The sequence below is a fragment of the Staphylococcus sp. HMSC034C12 genome (assembly GCF_001835895.1).
Classification (GTDB): domain Bacteria; phylum Bacillota; class Bacilli; order Staphylococcales; family Staphylococcaceae; genus Staphylococcus; species Staphylococcus hominis.
The window spans coordinates 94,151-113,225 of the sequence record NZ_KV826331.1; the positions used below are offsets into that span (position 1 = coordinate 94,151).

A 19,075-nucleotide genomic window follows, 5' to 3' on the forward strand; every position below is an offset into this window, starting at 1 on the left:
CGTTCTTTTTGTAAATAAATAGGTTTAATGTTAATAAATGATTGCACAAATATTCATGTTTTGATAAAATATTTCTTGTTGTAATCAAAATAAAATTTGATATGCTTAGATCACTTTTAGGAGGTGACAGTAATGCCAAATATTAAATCTGCTATTAAACGTGTAAGAACAACTGAAACTGCTGAAGCACGTAATATTTCACAAAAAAACGCTATGCGTACTGCAGTGAAAAATGCTAAATCAGCAATTGAAAATAATGCTGATAATAAAGCTGAATTAGTTAACTTCGCAATTAAATCAGTTGATAAAGCTGCACACAGTAACTTAATTCATTCAAATAAAGCTGACCGCATTAAATCTCAATTAATGTCTTCAAGCAAATAATCATTTAAAAAGTTCAAGCGATTAGCTTGAACTTTTTTTATTTATAAAGAAAGAATAAATAATTCTAAAATCAGTTGTTTATCCATATATGAGGATTTTAACTTATAATCAGTTTCTGCACATTGATCAATAATATTTAGCAAATGAGTTAATTGATAATGTTTTACTTGATTTAAAGCCAATTTAACTCGGTATGGGTGCACATTAATTGTTTTAGCAATTTGTTGTCCGCTATATCCTTTTCGACTTAAAATTTTACATTGATAATATAATCGATAATTACTTGTTATTAATGCCAATAGTTTAATAGGTTCTTCTTTCATTACTATTAAATCTTTAATAAGTTGAATGGCTTTATATTTTTCCCCTTTTTGTATATATTCAGTTAAAAGAAAAACATTTTGTTCTAAACTTCTATTAATAATCTCTTCAACATCTTTTTTATTTATAGTTGTTCGCTCTCCTAAGAATAAAATAATTTTTTCTAATTCTTGCGAAACTATATTAAAGTTAATACCAGTTAATTCTATAAATAAATCTAATGCATCCTGTTTAATATCTTTAAAATTTTCATGAAGTTTATTTTTTATCCAATTTTTAATCTCTTGTTCAGACATCTGTTCAACTTTAGCTAGCTTGCTTGTCTTTTTTAAAGTCTTAGTAATTTTCTTTCTTTCATCTAATTTATTTTGATACACTTCAAAAATGATAAAGTTTTCTCCATCATATTTTTCTAAAAATTCGTTTACTTGTTCGTTGTTCGGTTGGATATCTTTTGAAACTTTCTCACCTGTAAAAATAAAAGCATTTTTAACAACAATAGCTTTTTTCTCTGAAATAAAAGGCATTGTTAATGCTTCTTCTATAATCTGATTAAAACTTGTATCATAAAGATTATATTTAACATAGTTAAAATCGTCTTTTTTTTCATTTAAGTAACTTTCTACGATTTCATTACTTTTTTTCTCCACTAGTTCTGGCACTTCTCCGTATATAGCCATTATATTATTAGCCATGTAAACTTGCACCCTTTCAAAATTATACCATTAATTTATTATAGCATTGTGTAATTATTATTCTCTATCATTAACTTCTATTAAAGGATGATATAAGTTGATTATCGAGATTTAAAGTAATTTCTCCATCAGTTTGAGTATTGTAGATATGAGAATTAATTTTCTCTAATTTATCTATCGTTTCGTTATTAGGCAAATGAAAAGTATTATTTTTTCCACTTGAAATCATACTAATTTTAGGTTGTATGATTTCTAAAAAATGTTTTGAACTACTTGTTTTACTGCCATGGTGTCCAACTTTTAGAACATCAATTAACGGTAAATGATATTTCTTTAATAATAAATTTTCATTTTCTTCAATTGCGTCGCCCATCAATAATAATTTGTAATTTTTGTACTCTATTAATGAAATTATACTTTGTGCATTTTTGTCTTCATTGGAATCAATAAAAGCATTTAAAAATGATATTTTAGCTTCTTTCAACTGAATATTATTAGTCTCTAAAACATCAATAACTTTTATATGATATATACTACAAAATGTATGTATAGTTTTAATTTGATCTACTGAATAACTTTTTATATATAAATATAAATTTTTAATTCTTATATTTTGTGCTAAATAAGGAAATTCGCCTATATGATCATTATGTGGATGAGTAAGAATTAAGTGATCAATTTTTGATATTCCTCTAGATTTTAAAGTAGGAATAATATGATATTTCGCAATATTATGATTATCTTTAATCTTCGTTTGAACTACTTTACCACCAGTATCTACCATCACAGTTTCATTATTTTTTGTTTGAAAAAGAAAACTATCACCTTGACCAACATTTAAAGCAGTAAACGTCGTCGCTAATGGTTGATTAGTTAATTTTATAAATATTATAAATAAGATAATTATAATTAAGAATGCTCTATAATTTTTATAACATATAAATATAGTTAGTAGAGTTAATAAAATGAAACAGTAGAGTAGACTTAAATTTGATTGATCAGCGATATTTATTTGGTAATTTCTAAATAAAATGAACGGTTGCATTATTCTATCGTGCAGTTCAAATAATTGATTTGCAACCATATTTATACATCGCAAGTCACTAAAGAAATGATAGAAAGTAAATAGAACAATAGAAAGTGGAAAAATAATGAAAGAATATAATGGGACAAATATTACATTAGAAATAAAACCAATCCATTGAAACTGATTAAAATGATAAATACTAATAATCATGGATGAAAATTGAGCGATAATTGTTATATAAATATAATTCTTTATAATTGATTGATTATTAAATAATGGCTTAGAAAATAGTATAAAAAAAGAAATAATGAAAGAAAATTGAAATCCAATGTCATAAGCAAAATTCATATTCCAAATTGTCATAAATAAAAAGACCAACGATAATACACTTATAGACGAAATTTTAAAAGTCTTAGGGATAATAAAAAAAGTAATAGCGGTTAAAACTGCTCTTAAAGCACTCGGTGCAAAATTTGTATAAAAAATAAATAGTATTAGTATCATAATAATAAAAACTCGTATAAATAATTTTGGAATATTAAACCTGACCAAACTATATTGAATGATAAAAATAATGGTAGCAACGTGTGATCCACTGACAGCAAGTAAATGATAAATACCTATCGCTTTAACTTTATCTAAGTAATCTGTATCAATTGCACTAGTATCTCCAGTAATTAAAGCTAAGACTCTCTCTGGATATTTTAACGAAGAATGGTATAACTTGTTTTGAATATAATTTAGGTGTTTATCTATAAAACTTATATGATTAACTTTAGTACAATGTTTATTATCTATTTGATCGATATAAACATAGACTTCATTATGAATACTATTTGTGATATTTCCATTAATTTTACATTCTCGATTTTTTAAATCTTTAGCTTTCAATTGTGGACTTTTAAAAGTAAAGTGATAATTATTATGTTTATATTGAAATTGTCCTTTAATAATTTGATTGAATTGTTTTATATCATTTTGAAACGTTACTTTTGAATTTATATTACTGTGGACTTTTAAATTTTGGAGTATAAAATGATTTGTTTTCAAAGTATGGTGTACTTGAAATAAAGCTAGAAAGAAAAAGGATAAAATTAATAAATAGTGGTATAAAGGAATACTCTTTCGATACACAATAATTAATATAATAGCAAATATTAAAATTGAAAATAATTTAAGATGAACCCATAATATACCACTTAAAAAAGAAAGTGCATATAAAACAACTAACATTCTTTAGTTAAAAATTCAGCTATTTTATTAGCAGAAAATGGTATTTTTTCATACTCAATACCTGCTTGATTTAATAATTTAATAGCATATTTATGATTATGATAATCTTTTGCATAGTATATTTTCTTAATACCTGCTTGAATAATAGACTTAGTACAGTTTAAACAAGGAAAATGTGTGACATATATCGTTGCATTATCTGATGATACACCTTGTTTTGCGCATTGTAATAATGCATTCATTTCTGCGTGAATGGTTCTAATACAATGACCATCTTCTATTAAACATCCTACATCAATACAGTGAACTTCTCCTGCTACTGAGCCATTATAACCTCCTGCAATTATTCTATTGTCCTTTACAATTGTTGCGCCTACTGATAGTCTTTGACATGTAGAACGTAATGCAAGCAAATGGCTTTGTGCCATAAAATATTCGTCCCATTTTATTCTATCCATAAAGTTCAACTCCTTAAAAAATATATATCTATTATAATTTATATTAAAAATTCTTCCAATTTAATTTATGTAGTAAAGTAATCTTTAAGTTTCTCGAAAGTTTTCCCTCCAATTCCTCTTACTTGTTTTAAGTCTTCAACCTTATTAAATTGTCCCTTTTCCTCTCTGTATTTAATAATCTCTTTCACTTTAGTTGGACCTATACCTGGAACATTAAGCAATTCTCTTTCATTTGCTGTGTTAAGATTGACTTTAATACTTTCAGAAGTATCTAAATTACTTTGATTAGTGAGTGTAGCATTTAGTTTCGTTTCATTTTTATTAGGTATATAAATCATTTTTTGATCAGTAAGTTTTTCAGATAAATTGATTTTTGTAATATCAGCATTTTCAGAAATTTTAGCTTTTTTTAGTACATCTTTAACTCTATCGTTCTTTTTCATTTTATAAACATCTGGTAATTTAACCGCTCCTTTGACATCTACATAAATAGTTGAATTTTCTTTAGAAGAAGTGGATAAATTATTATCATTTTTATTTTTATTATATTTTTCATTATTATTAAATTGGCTATTGTAAGCATTAGATGTTGTCATATATTCTGAAGGCTCATTATTTTTCATAAGCATGAGAATCACTATAAAAAGTAACACTACTGCAATTAAAATGATGATATGAGTCTTCCACTTAGTTAACAATTGAATTATTTCATTTCTATACTTAAACAAAAACTCATCTCCTTATATGTATAAACGTATAAGAAGATGAGTTTACTTTATTTTATTTATAAGCAACAAAAAACAATCTGTCACCTTTTTCATTATGATTATTGATGTCAAAGTCTACAAAAGTTTCAATACGATTAAATCCAGTTTGTTTTAACAATCGAATATAGAAATCCTTTTCAAATGTTCTTTGATAATGTGATTCATTAAAACGGTGATAATTACCATTATGCTGTTTTAAAAAGAAACTCATATCATGATAAACACTATAAGGTTCTTCACCCTTTATAGCTTCCCACGCTAAAAATATATCATCATTATCATCAATATAACATTGATTATTAAATGCTGTGTTCATTTTATATATCGTATGAATATCGAATATAAACATTCCTAAATCAGATAAATGATTAAATACACAATTAAACGTATTTACGATATCATCAATATCAGGTAAATAATTCAGGGAATCACAAAATATTGTTACAACATCATATGTTGTATTTAATGAAAAATCGGTCATGTCACCTTCTAACCAAGTAACTTGATTAGATTTATTTGCAGCAATAGATAACATGTCTGTACTTAAATCCATGCCCGTAACCGTGCCAATAGAAGGAAGTAATTGCGTTAAACTTCCAGTGCCACAACCAATATCAAGAATATTTATTGAATCATTAGAAGACATTGTTCTTGTATAATATTTTACAATATTAAACCATTCTTCATAAGGTTGATCTTGAGTAAGCTGATCATAAACTTTACTCATTTCGGTGTATTGCATCATTTTAATATGCTACCTGATTATATGATTCTATTGGAGCATCTTGATAAAGTTTCTCTATATTATAGTAATTGCGTTCATCTTTATGGAAAATATGAACTACTACGTCTGCTAAATCAATTAAGACCCATCTTGCACTTTGATAACCTTCCATACGCTTTACTTCAATATTATTTTCATGCACTTTTTCTTTTACTGCTCTAGCAATTGATTGAACTTGACGTTCATTGTTACCGTGACACACTACAAAATAATCAGTCATATCACTAATACCTTGCATATTAAGAGAAACAATATCTTCTGCTTTTTTATCTTCTGTCGCTGTGACAGCAATATTTAATAATTCTTCTGAATTCATTTAATCATCCTTTATCTTTTGATCACTATAATTATAATAATTTAAACATTCAATTGTAGAACCATAAACAGTAATATCTTTACTAATTAAAAATAACACTGTTCGCTTTGATATTTCATAAATTGTTTTATCTAAGCTACCTTGATTGTATGCCATATCTCTAATTTCTTCAACTCCTGGAGTTTTTCTACCAGGTTCTATATAGTCAGCAATAAATACCAATTTTTCAGTTTTTGTCATTTCTTTACGACCAGTAGTGTGATATTTAATGGCTAATAATGTTTCTTCATCTTCGATGCCATAATCAGCCTTCATTAATGCTGCACATACAGGTCCATGAAGAATTTCACTTCCATAACTTAACAAATTGCTATCTAAATCATGTTGGCGAACGACTTGATACATTTTTCCTAAATCATCATATTTACAATAATCATGTAAAATGCCTGCTAACTCTGCTTTACTTTTATCTCCATCATAGATTTCAGCAAGCTTAACTGCTGTGTCAGCTACTCTAAGAGAATGTTTAAAACGCTTTTCGGGCAATTTATTTTCGATAAGTTCTTTTGCTTCTTTAGTGTTCATAGAATCCTTCCTCTCTAATATATTTACTAACATTTCGAGGGACTAAAATATCAATTGTTTTTTTATCTTTTACACGTTGTCTAATCATTGATGAACTAATATCCATTCTTGGAATAGATATGGAAATCATATTTTCATCAACCTTTTGAATATTTTTTTCTCTATTTACTACTATAAAGATAATCATTTGCTTTAATTCATCTATTTTATACCATTTATCAAGTTGATCATATTGGTCTGATCCTATTACAAAATAAAACTTATCGTAAGGATTTTGGTCAATTAAAGCTTTTAATGTATCATACGTATAACTTTGACCTTTTCTTTCTAATTCTGCATAACAAATATTTCCGAAACCTAACTGCTCGATTACCATATTAATCATTTTGATGCGATAATGAGCATCTAAGTAATCGTTATGTTCTTTAAGTGGAGCCATATAACTTGGTAAAAAATAGAAAACATCCGGTTTAATTTTATGAAATACTTCATTAGCTACTAACATATGTGCAGTATGAATAGGATTGAATTGTCCGCCGTATAAAACAATTTTTTTCATAGAATTATGGTAATGAAATTTCCTTATTTTCTTGAGATTCTCTATAAATGATTATCATTGATCCAATGACTTGGACCACTTCACTATTAGTAGCTTGACTTAGCGTTTGGGCTAAATCGTTTTTATCATCAAAATTATTTTGAAGTATATGAATTTTAATTAATTCTCTATTTTCTAGTGTTTCATCTATTTGACTAATCATATTATCATTAATTCCAGCTTTACCTATTTGAAAAATTGGATCAATGTTATGCGCCAAACTTCTTAAATATCTTTTTTGTTTACCTGTTAGCATAGCATATTATTCTCCTTTTAATTGATTTAAAACTGCTAATTTCATTTCTTTAATTTCAGCATCTTTGCCAGTCCATATTTTAAAGCTCTCAGCACCTTGATATACAAACATATCTAGACCATTATAAATAGGGTTACCCTTCTCTTCAGCTTGTTGTAAAAATGATGTTTTATAGGGAATATAAATGATATCACTTACCAATGTATTCGGTGATAATTGATTGAGACGAATTACACTCTCTTTATTATTATCTAATCCTGCTGATGTTGTATTAATAATAATATCAAACTCATCAAGATATTGTTCAGCTTGTTGTAGGGTAATCGCATTAATATCTAATTTCCAATTATCAAAGCGACTCATTGTTCTATTCGCTATAGTTAATTTAGGCTGTACACATTGTGAAAGTGCAGTTGCAATACCTTTGCTTGCGCCCCCAGCTCCAAGAATTAAAATATATGCATTAGATAAGTCAGGATATACTTGTTTTAATCCTTTTACGTATCCAAGACCATCAGTATTATAACCAATCCATTTATTCCCCTCTATTTTCACAGTATTCACTGCACCTACAGCTTTAGCTTGTTCATCAATATCATCTAAGAATGGAATGATGCGTTCTTTATGAGGAATAGTAACATTAAATCCACTTAAATTTTTTTCAGTTATTATTTCTTTAATATTATCGAAATCTTGAACCGGTATATGCAATGCTTCATAAGTATCATTTAAACCTAAAACTTTAAAATTAGTATTATGCATCACTGGTGATAATGAATGTGAAATCGGATCTCCTATCACTGCAAATTTCATTATGAATCCTCCCTACATAATAGATTGTCTTAAAACAACATCAACACTTTTAGGAACTCGGACAATCACTTTTGCACCTGCTTCGATTGTAATAAAGCCCAATCCAGAAATCATAATGTCACGTTTTTCTTTCCCTGTTTCTAGACGTACAGCTTTCATATCACTTATATTAAATTTTTCTGGATTACTAGGTGGACTTAATAAATGTCCTATTTGCTTTCGCCATAAATCATTTGCCTTTTCAGTTTTAGTTCTATGAATATTTAAATCATTAGAAAAATAACATACAAGTGGTCGTTTCCCACCAGAAACATAATCTATCCTAGCTAATCCACCGAAGAATAAAGTTTGTCCCTCATTTAATTGAAATACACGTTGTTTAATTTCATTCTTAGGAATAATCACTTTTAATTCTTTTTCAGTAACATAATGGGTCATTTGATGCGCTTGTATAATGCCAGGTGTGTCATACATAAAAGTTTTCTCATCTAAAGGAATATCTATCATATCTAATGTTGTACCTGGAAATCTTGATGTTGTAACGACATCTTTTTCACCTACACTTTGCTCAATTAATTTATTGATTAAAGTTGATTTACCAACATTTGTAGTACCAACGATATAAACATCTTGATGATTTCTAAAACGGTTGATTGATTCTAAAAGTGCATCAATACCCCATCCTTTATGAGCTGATATTAATACCACCTCTTCAGCTTCTAATCCATACTTTCTAGCTGTTCTTTTTAACCATTCTTTTACACGACGTTGGTTAATTTGTCTTGGTAAAAGATCTAATTTATTCGCTGCCAAAATGATTTTCTTATTTCCTACAATTCGTTTTAAAGCATTAATAAACGATCCTTCAAAGTCAAAAACATCAACTACGTTAACGATAATCCCTTGTCTATCGGATAATCCATTTAATAAATTTAAAAAATCTTCACTATCCATTCCTACATCTTGTATTTCATTATAATTTTTTAATCTAAAACAACGTTGGCATATAACATCATCTCTAAATAAATTATGTTCTGGCACATACCCAGGTGCGTTTTTATCTTCAGATTGTAAAGGAGCGCCACAACCGATACATTTTAAAGTTTCATCCAATCAATTTTCCTCCCATGTAATATAACCTTTTCTTTTAAAATAGTTTAATAATCGACGTTCGATTATTCTATTTAGTCTAGTTAAAAATCCATCTGTCTTTTTGACAGGAACTACCATGATAGTATATAGACCGTTATTATTGCCACCAAGTACGTCTGTAAGCATTTGGTCACCTATAACGATTGTTTCTTCTGGTTTAATATTCATGTGTTGTATCGCTTTTTTAAAAGCTCTTCCCATAGGTTTTCTAGCTTTAAAGATAAAATCAACGTCTAAGTCTTTCGAAAAACCGGAAACACGTTTTTCATTATTATTTGATACTATTGTAATCGTTAAACCTAAATCATTTGCCTTTTTAAACCATTCTTGTATTTCTTTCGTTGGTGTTTTAACGTCCCAACCTACTAATGTATTATCTAAATCTGTAATAATACCTTTAAAACCAGAATTTGCTAATTTTTCAATATCAATTTGAAATACAGATTGTACATAATCATTAGGCATAAAATATGTTTTAATTAATCCCATTCATTTCACCTTTAAGTTATTTATTTTTTATATTTCATTAACCAACTGTTCAACAATTTTACTTGATGATTGAGCTGCTTTACCAAGAAACTCTTCAAACGACATCTCTGCTTCCCCATTTGCTAAATCAGAAACAGCACGAGTAACGATAAAAGGTAAATTAAATTGATAACAAGTTTGAGCAATAGCCGTTGCTTCCATTTCAACTGCCATAGCTTTTGAAAACTGACGTTTAATTTTTAATCGCTGTTCACTACTGCCAATAAAACTATCGCCACTTACAATTTGACCAATTTTAGCGGTTAAATTTTGTTGTTTTACAACTTTTTCAGTTAATTGGAGTAATTGTTGGTTAGCTTCAAATTGAGCTGGCATTTGAGGTATTTGACCGATGTCGTATCCAAAGGCAGTTGCATCTGCATCATGGTACATCACATTATTACTAATTAAAATATCTCCAACTGATAAACTATCATCTAAAGCACCAGCAGAACCTGTATTTATAATCAATGTAGGTTTAAATTTTTCAATTAATAGTGTTGTCGAAATTGCAGCATTTACTTTTCCAATTCCACTTTGTGTTAAGACAACATCTTTATTATTTAGTTGCCCACGATAAAATTTTACATGTGCTACTTCAATCTCATTTAAATTCACTAATTTATGTTTTAAAATCGCTACTTCTTCTTCCATAGCTCCAATAATTCCAATCATATTTACACCTCAACTTTAATCTTAGCACATGTTATTCTAACATAATTTCTAGTTCATCACGACTAACTTTTTTCATTAAATCATCTTGAAAAATATTTAATAAAAAAACTGTCGATACAGTTAAACACTGTCGACAGTTAAATTTTAAATTACATATTTATTTATGGTTAACCTTTCCATAAAGTAGCTAAATCTTGTAGAGACAATACACCTGTTATAATTGTAACAATAACTGCTACAATGCCAAATACTAACATCCATATTGGATGTTTATAATCTCCAACAATTGATTTTTTTCTACTCGCTATCAATATTGCACCCAAAGTAATCGGTAAAATCCATCCATTTATTGCTCCTGCAATAATCAATAAACTAATTGGTTTTCCAATTAATAAGAAAATTATTGTTGAAATCACGATGAAGACAATGACAATCAAATTATTTTTATTAAATAATGATTTGTGTAATGTTTTTAAGAAAGTTGCACTTGTATATGCTGAACCAATCACTGATGACATTGCGGCTGCGAAAATAACAACTCCAAAAATATTTTTTCCTATTGGTCCAATAGCATGTTCAAATACTGATGCTGGCGGATTATCTGCATTTAAAGTGACACCTGTCACTACAACTCCAAGTACTGCTAAGAATAATAATGTTCTCATAATACCTGTAGTTAAGATACCTGCAATAGCTGAACGATTCACAAATGGTAAAAACTCTTTACCTTTCATTCCAGAATCAAGTATTCTATGTGCACCAGCAAATGTGATGTATCCACCTACTGTTCCTCCAACTAAAGTAATGATTGGTAAAATTAATTTAATAGGATGTTCTGGTGCAACTGTATGAACAAGTGCATCACCATAGGGAGGGTTAGATACAACCATGACATAAGCTACTACTAATATCATTATTACTCCTAAAATCATTGAAACAATATCCATAATTTTTTGACCACTTTTACTTACAAATATTAAAATTGCAAAAATGGCTGTAATAGCTGCTCCCCATTTAACATCAAGTCCAAACATTGCATTCAATCCTAAACCTGCACCAGCTATGTTCCCGATATTAAAAGCAAGTCCTCCAAAAGCAATCAATATTGAAATTAAAGTTCCTAATCCAGGTAACACTTTATTTGATACTTCTTGACCACGTAAACCTGTTACAACTAATACGCGCCAAATATTAATTTGAGCTCCAATATCAATTAATATAGATATTAAGATTGCAAAAGCGAAACTTGCATAAAATTCTGCCGTAAACACAGCAGTTTGAGTTAGAAATGCAGGACCGATCGCTGATGTAGCCATTAAAAATACAGATCCATAAAGTAAGCGTCTATGACTTTTTGTAAATTTAAAATTGTCTTTATCTTGTTTTTGATTTAAATTTTCTTTCATTAGAAAACCCCCTTATAAGGATTGAATATCAATGCCTTCTTTCGTTAATTTTTTTCTTATTTGTTCAACAAATTCTAGTGCATGTTTACCATCACCGTGAACACATATTGTATCTGTTTCCAAATCAATTTCTTTTCCATTGCGACTTATCACTTTGTTTTCAGTTACCATTTTCAAAACTTGTTTTAATGCTTCGTCAGAATCAGTAATGACTGCGTCTGGTTCTTTACGACTAACTAATTGACCATTATCTTCGTAACGTCTATCAGCAAATACTTCAGAAGCTGTTTTCAATCCGATTGCTTGAGCTTCAGATATTAATAATGAATTAGATAAACCTACAAGCACTATAGTAGAATCAAAATCGTATACTGCTTTTGCAATTGCTTTTGCAATTGCTTTATTTTTAGCACCCATATTATACAGTGCACCGTGTGGTTTAACATGATTTATTCGTGTTTGGTGTACTTTACAAAATCCTTCTAAAGCACCTAACTGATAAACTATTAGGTTATATACTTCGGTAGGACTAATATCCATCTTTCGACGACCAAACCCTTTTAAATCTGGAAGTCCGGGATGAGCGCCAATACTCACATGATTTTCTTTAGCTAATTTTACTGTTTGATTCATTACATTTTCATCACCCGCATGAAAACCACAGGCTATATTAGCAGATGTAATTAAAGGAATGATATCTTTATCACCTCCAAATGAATAGTTACCAAATGCTTCACCTAGATCACAGTTTAAATCAACTTTCATCATAATTTCACTCCTTTAACTATTTGATGTTTTTCAAGGAATTTAATATCAACTTCTTCTGCATTTCCTTTTGCATATGGTGGGTAACTTAATACTGCATATAGAAAATCAGCCGTAGTAGTGAAACCATCAATTACCATTTCATCAAGTGCCACTTTTAATTTGTTAATCGCAGAAGTTCTATTAGAGTCTTTTACGATAACTTTTGCAACTAGTGAATCATAGTAAGGAGATACTTGATAACCAGCATATAATAACGAATCTACTCTAATATTAAAACCTTGAGGTAAGTGTAGACGTTTAACTTTACCTGGAGTAGGTTGGAATTTCTTTTCTGGATTTTCAGCGTTGATACGTGCCTCTATTACATGACCATTGAATACAATATCTTCTTGACTAAACGGTAATTTATTATGTAATAACAAATATAATTGTGCTTGTAATAAATCTCTATCTGCACGCATTTCAGTAACAGTATGTTCTACTTGTATTCTTGCGTTCATTTCAATAAAGTAATGTGCATCTTCAGTAACTAAAAATTCAATAGTACCAGCACTACGATAATTAGAGGCTTTTGCAACTTTGACAGCATCATTACATATTTTTTCACGTCGTTCTTCAGATAATGCTGCACATGGTGCTTCTTCTATTAATTTTTGATTTTTTCTTTGGACTGAACAATCTCGTTCACCTAAATGAACATAATTTTCTTTTCCGTCACCAATCACTTGAACCTCTACGTGTTTTGCAACAGGAATAAATGCTTCCACATACACACGATCATCATTAAAATATTTTTGACCTTCACTTTTAGCTTCTTTTAATGATTTTTCAAGTTGATTTTCTTCTTTAACAATTCGAATACCTTTACCGCCACCACCGCTTGCGGCTTTTAATACTAAAGGATATCCTATGTCTTTTGCTAATTCTTTAATTTCTTCTACAGAATTTACTGCATCTGTTGAGCCAGGAATAACTGGCACTCCTGCTGAATGAACAGTTTGACGAGCAGTTATTTTATCACCCATCATTTCCATTGTTTTTTTGTTAGGGCCAATAAAATGAATATCATTTTCTTCAACTTTTTGGGCAAATGTTGTACTCTCCGATAGAAAGCCGTATCCAGGATGAATAGCATTAGAACCTGTGATTTCAGCTGCACCAATAATACGCTCTATATTTAAATAACTATCTAAAGGATTTGCTTCTCCAATGCAAACTGCTTGATCAGCCAAGCTTACATGAAGACTTTTTTCATCACCTTTAGCGTATACTGCAACAGTTTCTATTCCCATTTCTCGACACGCTCGAATGATACGTACCGCAATTTCTCCTCTATTCGCTACTAAACAACGATACATATTTCTGTCCCCCCTTTTACTTCACTTTAACTAGAACTTGATCGTATTCAACGTTTGTACCATGTTCAATAACAATGTCGGTAATCTCACCATCTATATCACTAGTCACTTCATTCATTACTTTCATTGCTTCAACATATCCGATAACATCACCAGATTTAATGTTATCACCTACTTGAATTATAGGATCCGTTAATTCCTTGCTATCTTGTAAGAAAAATGTGCCTACCATAGGAGAAGTAATTGTTTTTGCTGAATCATTTGAAGGGTTATTTTCTGAAATATTTTTATTTTGAGAATGTCCTTCAGATTGTATTACTGGAGTACTATTATTTTGATTGTTACTTTGTTCAGTAAAATCTAATTCGATTTCGTTTTTGTTATCTTTATATTTAAATTTTTTTACATCATTTGATTTTACAAGTTTAATGACTTCTTCTATTTTTTTAATATCCATAACTATCTCTCCTCTGTAATGATTGTAGTCAATTTCTTTGCTGTCGGTCTCATTTCGCTCATATTAAAAGTTGGTGACGTGTTAATTTCAGTTTTTAAATGATTAAAGTGATTTAGATATTGTTCCTGAGCCTTTGTAGCCTCTTCAATCGTTGACCACTTAAATCGAATTAAATCTCCCGGCTTAAATTGAGCAATTTTATTTAAATCCAGTTGAGTAACTGTAGCAATTTTCGTATAGCCACCTATAGTTTGTTTATCATTTAATAAGATAATAGGATTACCATCATTTGGGACTTGAATGCTTCCTAAAGCAACAGGTTCTGAAATAATATCTGCTCCAGTTTTAGGAGGAATACGCTCACCATTAAGACGATATCCCATTCTATCAGATTTTTCAGAAACTTTATACTCCATATTAACGAGTTTATTTATACTTTCCTTTGAAAATGCTTCGATTTGTGGGCCAGTAATAATATGTATTATATTATCTTCGGGAATAGCATTATAAACTGTTGTTTTACCCAAGTTTTGTTTGAAAGATGGATTTTCTTTTAAGCATATCAAATCTCCTTTTGATAATGGTCTTCCTTTGTAACCGCCAATTTTACTTCTAGTATGTGTCGAGTAACTTTCTGCTATTGGTTGAATATCTAAAGGATGGCCAAAGAAAATATAACCACGGGAGCCTGCAGTCACTGCTCCAACTTTCAAAATATCGCCTTTACATGCATAAATCACAGTATTAATATCAACTGTCTCTTCATTTAATTTTGCGTTTACATGTGCTCCTGTCAAAATAAATGTATTATCTTTATTGAATTGAAGTGTTGGACCGATAATAGTGTATTCAAGGCTGGGTCCATTATTACCAATTAAAGACTTACCAATTAAATAACTATATAAATCCATAGCTCCAGCACTTGAAAAACCAAGGTGTTGAAAACCAAATCTTCCTTCATCTTGAACAGTTGTGAACATACCAGGTTGAATAATACTAATCGACATGATTTAACACCCACTTTTCTTTATTAAATCGATTTTCTGCTATTTCACTTTGGATGTCGTTAAATGTATTTTCATCAATAGAATAAAACTTGATATAATCCCCCGCTTGATATAAAGACATTTCATTGTCATTGATATCAAATACTTTTAATGGTGTTCTTCCAATAATTTGCCAACCACCTGGTGAATCAGAAGGATATAAACCAGTTTGATTATTTGCTATTCCTACTGACCCTGCGTCAATGTTGACTCTAGGTTCATCTCGACGTGGAGTATGTAAACGAGAATCTAATCCGCCTAAAAATGGAAAGCCAGGCATAAAACCTAACATGTAAACGAGATATTCATTTTGAGTATGGATTTCAATGACTTCATCAGTAGTTAGTTTGTTATGTTTAGCTACATATGATAAATCAGGTCCGACTTCTGAATTATATAATACTGGAATATGTATGATCGTTTTATCTGAAATATCTTTAGCATGTTCACCATTTAACTGCTTTAAATCTAATATATCTATTAATTGATTAAAATTAAGCTTTTTATTATCAAAGCTTATCATAATTGCCCTATATGACGGTATCACATCTTTGATACCATCTATTCTTTTAGCGTGTATATGTTTAGTAACGGATTCAACATCTCTGTAATTACTTTCAGATATTTCTTCTTTAAAATAAAGTGCAATTGATTGTTCATTAATAATCTTTATTTCCAAAGATGATGGTCCTCCTTCAATTATAAATAACGTATTTCATTCTATATATTAGTAATATAAAATATCCACGTATTCATAGTAGTTTCATATGTATTTCAAATAGACAATAATAAAAGAAGGCGAGTAATGCATCGATGTAATCGCTTACCCCCTTTCAGTACAAGATATTTATATAATTTGTCTACATTGTTATTTAAGCATATATTTATATTTTTGTCATGTGAAAGTTCTAAAAATTAAATGAATGTACTTGCTTATATCTAATTACTAGTTAAATAATTATAAATATTTAACTATAAAAAAATCCAAAAATCAAAATGATTTTTGGATTTTTTGTTACTTAATATCAACGATTTTAACTTTCATTTCTCCACCATTTGGAAGTGGAACACGAACTTCATCATTTAAACTTTTACCAATAAGTGCTTTCGCCATTGGAGATTCATTCGAAATTTTTCCTTTAAACGCATCTGCTTCTGCAGATCCAACAATTTGATAGCTTTCTTCTTCATCGCCAGGTAATTCGACAAACGTAACAGTTTTACCAATTTGAATAACATTGTTATCACCGTTGTCTTCAATAATCAAAGCATATCTAAGCATGTGTTCAATACGTTGAATATCTTGCTCAATAAAACCTTGTTCATCTTTAGCAGCATCGTATTCTGAGTTCTCAGATAAGTCACCAAAAGATCTAGCAACTTTGATTTTTTCTACTACTTCAGGACGTTTAACTGTTTTAAGTTCTTCTAATTCTTGTTCTAATTTTTCATAACCTTCCTGTGTCATTGGATATTGTTTTTGATTTTCCATAAGTTCATCTTCCTTTTCAACAAGTTAATTTAATTCTGAAAAAATACATATTATTCGTTAATGCTTACCAACAAGCGTTTGTATTTTTGTTGTCATTATATCAATTGCTACCTTATTACTTCCACCTTCTGGAATAATAATATCAGCATATTTTTTTGTTGGTTCTATAAATTGATTATGCATAGGTCTGACAACATTTAAATATTGGTTAATAACTGATTCCATTGAGCGCCCTCGCTCTTTTGTATCACGTACAAGTCTTCTTAAAATACGTAAATCAGCATCAGTATCAACGTATATTTTAACATCCATCATATCACGTAATGTTTTATTTTCCAAAGCAAATATACCCTCTACGATAATAACATCTTTAGGTTCAAATGCAATTGTTTCATCACTTCTAGTATGATTTTTATAATCATATGTTGGAACTTCCACCGCTTGACCATTACGTAAATCCTTTAAATTACTAATCAGTAAATCATTATCAAATGCAAAAGGATGATCATAGTTAGTTTCAAGACGTTCTTCAAATGTTAAGTGCGATTGATCTTTATAATAATAATCTTGAGCAAGTAAAGCAACACTATGGCCTTCTAAGTTTTTCATTATTTCATTTGTAACAGTTGTCTTTCCTGATCCTGAACCGCCAGCGATTCCGATGATTGTTGTCTGTGTCATTAGCCAATTTCCTTTCTCATCATATTATTAGGATAAATAGGATGATCCACTTTAATTTGAACAATTTGAAGAGGATGACGTGCTGCATCAAGGTGGTTTCCTTCTTCATCATAAATGACATCAATAACCTGTTTAAATGATTCAATTTCAGGTCCAAAAAATTCAATTTCTTGGCCTGGTTTAAAGTGATTTCTTTGTTGTATTGTAGCAATATGAGTTGCTTCGTCATAATCTAAAACTAATCCACAAAAATCATATGGTGACTTTTTATTTTGTTGAACACCAAACATTTGCTCTTCATACCCAGGCGTTCCTTCAAAGAAAGCAGGTGCTGTATCTCGATTAGCACATTTGTCTAATTCAATTAACCACTCTGGTTTAATTTTAAAATTATCTGGATCTTCTGCATATGCATCAATAACCTTACGATAAACTGATACTACCGTAGCAATATAATGAATAGATTTCATTCGTCCTTCAATTTTTAAAGAATCTATACCAATATCCATCATTTGAGGAATAGACTCAATTAATTTTAAATCTTTTGGACTCATAGCAAAAGGCACAACGTCGCCATCTTGATAAAATAAATCTAATTCTCCCTCTTCATCAACAGCTAGTAAATCATAATCCCAACGACAACTTTGGCAACAACCACCTCTGTTAGAGTCTCGTGCTGTCATGTGATTACTTAAAGTACATCTACCTGAATAAGCAATGCACATTGCACCGTGAATAAAGGCTTCTATTTCGATATCAACATTGTCTTTCATCTCTTTCATTTCCATAGCGCCTGTTTCACGAGCTAATACTACTCGATCAAGTCCTTCTTCTTTCCAGTATTCCACAGCTTTGTAATTAGAAAGAGATTGTTGTGTTGAAAGATGAATTTCTAATTTAGGAGCTACTTTCTTACATGTTTCAATAATAAGTGGATCAGCTACAATAATTCCTGTTGCACCTGTAGCTTCTAATTGACGTAAATAATCTTCTAAACCGTCTATATTTTCATCATGAGCGATAATATTAGTCGTAACATAAATTTTTGCACCATAACGGTTTGCAAATTCAACGCCTTCTTTAATTTCTTCCATTGTAAAGTTATCAGCGTTAGAACGTAACCCGTATTCTTGTCCACCTAAAAATACTGCATCAGCACCATAGTGAACCGCAATCTTTAACTTCTCTAAGTTTCCAGCAGGCGCTAATAATTCAGGTTTTTTTATTTTTCTTTTAGCATTTACTTCAATTTCATTTAACGTCTTCATACTGGCG

At 29.6% G+C, this 19,075-nt stretch carries 23 protein-coding genes; 1 reads left to right on the forward strand and 22 read right to left on the reverse strand.

The annotated features are described in order from the left end of the window. The first annotated feature begins 132 nt into the window (after positions 1–132). Positions 133–384: a 30S ribosomal protein S20 gene (rpsT, locus tag HMPREF2629_RS07125; protein WP_017176203.1), complete on the forward strand. Its 252-nt coding sequence runs from the start codon at positions 133–135 to the stop codon at positions 382–384. A gap of 41 nt (positions 385–425) precedes the next feature. Here rpsT and holA read toward each other — a convergent pair whose 3' ends face one another. From holA to HMPREF2629_RS07235, 22 genes are all read right to left on the reverse strand, one after another. Continuing rightward, the gene (gene holA / locus HMPREF2629_RS07130) at positions 426–1,400 is read right to left on the reverse strand and encodes a DNA polymerase III subunit delta (protein ID WP_017176202.1); all 975 of its coding nucleotides are present in this window, start codon (positions 1,398–1,400) and stop codon (positions 426–428) included. A gap of 70 nt (positions 1,401–1,470) precedes the next feature. Then, positions 1,471–3,477 (reverse strand): DNA internalization-related competence protein ComEC/Rec2, encoded by a 2,007-nt coding sequence (locus tag HMPREF2629_RS07135; RefSeq protein WP_235428931.1) that lies wholly within the window; start codon positions 3,475–3,477, stop codon positions 1,471–1,473. A 176-nt stretch (positions 3,478–3,653) separates the two neighbouring features. Then, complete coding sequence (locus HMPREF2629_RS07140; protein ID WP_017176200.1) at positions 3,654–4,118, reverse strand: ComE operon protein 2; 465 nt, start codon at positions 4,116–4,118, stop codon at positions 3,654–3,656. A 65-nt stretch (positions 4,119–4,183) separates the two neighbouring features. Next, positions 4,184–4,846 carry a helix-hairpin-helix domain-containing protein gene (locus HMPREF2629_RS07145; RefSeq protein ID WP_048761580.1) on the reverse strand — a complete coding sequence of 221 codons (663 nt, stop codon included), beginning with the start codon at positions 4,844–4,846 and terminating at the stop codon, positions 4,184–4,186. 52 nt (positions 4,847–4,898) lie between these two features. After that, positions 4,899–5,630, reverse strand: a complete 732-nt coding sequence (locus HMPREF2629_RS07150; RefSeq protein WP_017176198.1) for a class I SAM-dependent DNA methyltransferase — start codon at positions 5,628–5,630, stop codon at positions 4,899–4,901. 1 nt (position 5,631) lies between these two features. Next, positions 5,632–5,985, reverse strand: a complete 354-nt coding sequence (gene rsfS / locus HMPREF2629_RS07155; protein WP_002449779.1) for a ribosome silencing factor — start codon at positions 5,983–5,985, stop codon at positions 5,632–5,634. Then, the gene (yqeK, locus tag HMPREF2629_RS07160) at positions 5,986–6,570 is read right to left on the reverse strand and encodes a bis(5'-nucleosyl)-tetraphosphatase (symmetrical) YqeK (protein ID WP_048761576.1); all 585 of its coding nucleotides are present in this window, start codon (positions 6,568–6,570) and stop codon (positions 5,986–5,988) included. Next, a complete protein-coding gene (locus HMPREF2629_RS07165) occupies positions 6,560–7,129 on the reverse strand; it encodes a nicotinate-nucleotide adenylyltransferase (RefSeq protein WP_002449696.1) in 570 nt (189 codons plus the stop codon). Before HMPREF2629_RS07165 ends, yqeK begins: the two co-directional genes overlap by 11 nt. Before the next feature lie 4 nt (positions 7,130–7,133). Next, positions 7,134–7,424: a ribosome assembly RNA-binding protein YhbY gene (gene yhbY, locus HMPREF2629_RS07170; protein ID WP_017176196.1), complete on the reverse strand. Its 291-nt coding sequence runs from the start codon at positions 7,422–7,424 to the stop codon at positions 7,134–7,136. 6 nt (positions 7,425–7,430) lie between these two features. After that, positions 7,431–8,237, reverse strand: coding sequence for a shikimate dehydrogenase (aroE, locus tag HMPREF2629_RS07175; protein WP_019834855.1), 807 nt, complete (start codon positions 8,235–8,237; stop codon positions 7,431–7,433). A gap of 12 nt (positions 8,238–8,249) precedes the next feature. Then, positions 8,250–9,350 carry a ribosome biogenesis GTPase YqeH gene (gene yqeH, locus HMPREF2629_RS07180; RefSeq protein WP_037541052.1) on the reverse strand — a complete coding sequence of 367 codons (1,101 nt, stop codon included), beginning with the start codon at positions 9,348–9,350 and terminating at the stop codon, positions 8,250–8,252. Continuing rightward, complete coding sequence (locus HMPREF2629_RS07185) at positions 9,351–9,878, reverse strand: YqeG family HAD IIIA-type phosphatase (RefSeq protein WP_017176193.1); 528 nt, start codon at positions 9,876–9,878, stop codon at positions 9,351–9,353. Between the two features lie 27 nt (positions 9,879–9,905). Next, a complete protein-coding gene (locus tag HMPREF2629_RS07190) occupies positions 9,906–10,592 on the reverse strand; it encodes a 5'-methylthioadenosine/adenosylhomocysteine nucleosidase (protein WP_017176192.1) in 687 nt (228 codons plus the stop codon). A gap of 167 nt (positions 10,593–10,759) precedes the next feature. Continuing rightward, the gene (locus HMPREF2629_RS07195) at positions 10,760–11,998 is read right to left on the reverse strand and encodes an NRAMP family divalent metal transporter (RefSeq protein ID WP_017176191.1); all 1,239 of its coding nucleotides are present in this window, start codon (positions 11,996–11,998) and stop codon (positions 10,760–10,762) included. A 12-nt stretch (positions 11,999–12,010) separates the two neighbouring features. Then, positions 12,011–12,763, reverse strand: coding sequence for a 5-oxoprolinase subunit PxpA (gene pxpA, locus HMPREF2629_RS07200; RefSeq protein ID WP_048761614.1), 753 nt, complete (start codon positions 12,761–12,763; stop codon positions 12,011–12,013). Continuing rightward, the gene (locus HMPREF2629_RS07205; protein ID WP_017176189.1) at positions 12,763–14,124 is read right to left on the reverse strand and encodes an acetyl-CoA carboxylase biotin carboxylase subunit; all 1,362 of its coding nucleotides are present in this window, start codon (positions 14,122–14,124) and stop codon (positions 12,763–12,765) included. The genes pxpA and HMPREF2629_RS07205 overlap by 1 nt, the downstream gene beginning before the upstream one ends. Before the next feature lie 16 nt (positions 14,125–14,140). Next, positions 14,141–14,581, reverse strand: a complete 441-nt coding sequence (locus HMPREF2629_RS07210) for an acetyl-CoA carboxylase biotin carboxyl carrier protein (RefSeq protein WP_019834850.1) — start codon at positions 14,579–14,581, stop codon at positions 14,141–14,143. A gap of 2 nt (positions 14,582–14,583) precedes the next feature. Continuing rightward, complete coding sequence (locus HMPREF2629_RS07215; protein WP_061544554.1) at positions 14,584–15,588, reverse strand: 5-oxoprolinase subunit C family protein; 1,005 nt, start codon at positions 15,586–15,588, stop codon at positions 14,584–14,586. Then, on the reverse strand, positions 15,578–16,306 hold the full coding sequence (gene pxpB / locus HMPREF2629_RS07220; RefSeq protein ID WP_048680284.1) for a 5-oxoprolinase subunit PxpB: 729 nt from the start codon (positions 16,304–16,306) through the stop codon (positions 15,578–15,580). The genes HMPREF2629_RS07215 and pxpB overlap by 11 nt, the downstream gene beginning before the upstream one ends. A gap of 336 nt (positions 16,307–16,642) precedes the next feature. Further along, entirely contained in the window at positions 16,643–17,119 is a 477-nt protein-coding gene (gene greA, locus HMPREF2629_RS07225; RefSeq protein WP_017176185.1) for a transcription elongation factor GreA, read from the reverse strand. 57 nt (positions 17,120–17,176) lie between these two features. Then, positions 17,177–17,800 carry a uridine kinase gene (gene udk, locus HMPREF2629_RS07230; protein ID WP_017176184.1) on the reverse strand — a complete coding sequence of 208 codons (624 nt, stop codon included), beginning with the start codon at positions 17,798–17,800 and terminating at the stop codon, positions 17,177–17,179. Continuing rightward, positions 17,800–19,068 carry a peptidase U32 family protein gene (locus HMPREF2629_RS07235; RefSeq protein WP_017176183.1) on the reverse strand — a complete coding sequence of 423 codons (1,269 nt, stop codon included), beginning with the start codon at positions 19,066–19,068 and terminating at the stop codon, positions 17,800–17,802. Before HMPREF2629_RS07235 ends, udk begins: the two co-directional genes overlap by 1 nt. Positions 19,069–19,075 lie beyond the last annotated feature (7 nt).